Origin of the sequence: Thermus sp., assembly GCF_037444525.1 — a bacterium.
GTDB lineage: Bacteria > Deinococcota > Deinococci > Deinococcales > Thermaceae > Thermus.
Genome location: NZ_JBBIMD010000121.1, coordinates 1 through 2,094, shown reverse-complemented (window position 1 = coordinate 2,094; position 2,094 = coordinate 1). Strand labels below are relative to the sequence as shown.

The following is a 2,094-nucleotide window of genomic DNA, read 5'->3' as shown; positions in this document are numbered from 1 at the left end:
AGACTGGGTATGGGGGTCTTGGGTGTGTTCATAAGAACCAAAGACCCCCTTTCCTTTTGTCCTGTCAAGGTCTATGCAGGTGAATAACCGAAAGGGGGGTGCGTTGTGTGTAAAAAGCGAATTCTATACTTTTTATGTAAAAAGTCAAGAGCAAACTTCTGCTTCCCTTCTAGAACCAAACGGTACAACCAGAAAGGGCCTACAGTCTGGGCCCTTTACTGCCTATAGGAGGTGCATCGTGAGGATGAAGCCTTTCCTGGGTATCCTTCTGGTCTCCCTTCTTGCAGGCTGTGCGCCGTCCGTTACCACCAACGTGAGCTCTGGCCTTTCCGATAACAACCCCTACGCCGACTACAATGGCCCTAGGGCTAAGGTGGTGGTGGCTTCCTTCCCCTGCAAAGCGGAGAAGTGCGGGGGTGGCGCGAGCCCAGACCAGGTGGGGGCGGCCATTTTGGGCAAGCTCTTTGGCGTGGAGGTGTCCACCAGCAAAGGGGACATCGGGGCGGGTGTGGCCGACATGCTCACCACCGCCCTTATTAACACCAACCACTTTATTGTCTACGAGCGATCCATCCTGGACCAGCTTCAGAAGGAAGCCAGCCTGGGCAACCAGGCTCAACAGATCCAGGGGGCGGAGATCCTCATTACGGGCACCATTACCGCCTTTGAGCCCGACGCGGGGGGTACAAGAGGCGGCGGAGGCGGGTTCTTCGGTGGGCTTTTGGGCGCGTTAGGGGGTGGCCAGAAGAAGGCCTACGTGGCTGTGGACTTCCGGGCCGTGGACGTGCGCACCGGGGCCATCGTATCCGCTTTCCGGGTGGAGGGCGAGGCTTCCGACACAGACTTTGGCGGCCTCCTTGGGGCCTTGGTGCCCGGGGCCGCCTTGGGCGGGGCCTTGAGCCAGTACCAGAAGACCCCCATGGGCAAGGCCCTGGCGGTGATGGTTTCCAAGGCCGTGGATGAGCTGATCAAGCGGATCCCCCGTTCCTACTTCCGCTACGGACCAGACGGCCAGCCCACCATGGTCCAGCCGGCCCAAGGGGGCTAAGCCCCGTATTTGGGATGGGGCGGGGCCAGGCGCCCCGCCCTTTTCGCATGGGGGTTGCCCTGGGTGGCCTTTGGGGTTATCCTGTATACAGGATGCACGCCCTGGGTTTCCGTCGCCCCAACCAGCTCCGGGAGGCCGTCTACCGCCACCTGAAAGACCTCCTCCTCTCGGGGCGCTTCGCCCCGGGGGAGCGGCTTTCCGAGCCCCTCTTGGCCCAGGAGCTCGGGGTTTCCCGCACCCCCGTGCGGGAGGCCTTCATGCGCCTGGCCGAGGAGGGGTTGGTGGAGCTCGTGCCCGGCAAGGGGGCGCGGGTGCGGCGCTTTAGCCCCGAGGAGGTGGAGGAGGTCTACGGGGTGCGGGCCCTGTTGGAGGGGGAGGCCGCCCGGCTTGCCGCCCTTCGGGCCACCCTGTGGGAGCTTGAGGAGCTGAAGGAACGCCTGAAGGCCATAGACGAGGCCCCCCGGGAGGACTACGCGGAGCAGATGCGCCGGGATTTGGAGTTCCACCGCACCCTGGTGCGGCTTTCCGGGAACCGCACCCTCTTTCGGCTTTACGAGGACCTCCTTTCCAGCCTGGCCCTGGCGCGGAGCGCTCTCCCCAACCTTTCCCAGGAGGAGACCACCCGGGAGGAGCACCGGGCCATCCTCGAGGCCCTAAAGGCCCGGGACCCAGAAGGGGCAAGGAGGGCGGTGGAAGCCCACGTGGAGCGGTTTAAGGGGCTTGTTTTGGAGCACTTAAAGGAGGGGAGATGAACCTAGACCTGGCCTACCGTTCCCTGGTGCTTAAGGTGGCGGGTAGCCCCCAGGTGGAGGCCCTCATCCGAAGACGGGCGAGGGGATTGGTGCGCCGCTATGTGGCGGGGGAGAGCCTGGAGGAGGCCCTAAGGGCCGCGGAGGCCCTGGAAGGGGAGGGCGTCCACGCCATCTTAGAGGCTGTCGTAAAACCCCTCCACGGCCAGCTACGCGGCCCTGGCCAGCCGCTTCACCAACAAGCGTAGCATGCCCAGATACACCCAGGCCTCGCTCACCCGAGGGTTAGCTTCATAG

At 63.7% G+C, this 2,094-nt stretch carries 2 protein-coding genes and 1 pseudogene; all 3 read left to right on the top strand.

Going from position 1 to position 2,094, the window contains the following annotated elements:
• The first annotated feature begins 244 nt into the window (after positions 1-244).
• A complete protein-coding gene (locus tag WKI94_RS11995; RefSeq protein ID WP_337845952.1) occupies positions 245-1,048 on the top strand; it encodes a CsgG/HfaB family protein in 804 nt (267 codons plus the stop codon).
• Between the two features lie 92 nt (positions 1,049-1,140).
• A complete protein-coding gene (locus WKI94_RS11990) occupies positions 1,141-1,800 on the top strand; it encodes a GntR family transcriptional regulator (RefSeq protein ID WP_337845951.1) in 660 nt (219 codons plus the stop codon).
• A pseudogene (locus tag WKI94_RS11985) lies at positions 1,797-1,979 on the top strand (proline dehydrogenase); the annotation flags it as partial. The gene WKI94_RS11990 and the pseudogene WKI94_RS11985, both read left to right, overlap by 4 nt.
• Between the last annotated feature and the right edge of the window lie 115 nt (positions 1,980-2,094).

Excerpts from the sequence above, each read along its gene's own strand:
- WKI94_RS11995 (WP_337845952.1), top strand. The coding sequence starts at position 245 with ATGAAGCCTTTCCTGGGTATCCTTCTGGTCTCCCTTCTTGCAGGCTGT.
- WKI94_RS11990 (WP_337845951.1), top strand. The coding sequence starts at position 1,141 with ATGCACGCCCTGGGTTTCCGTCGCCCCAACCAGCTCCGGGAGGCCGTC.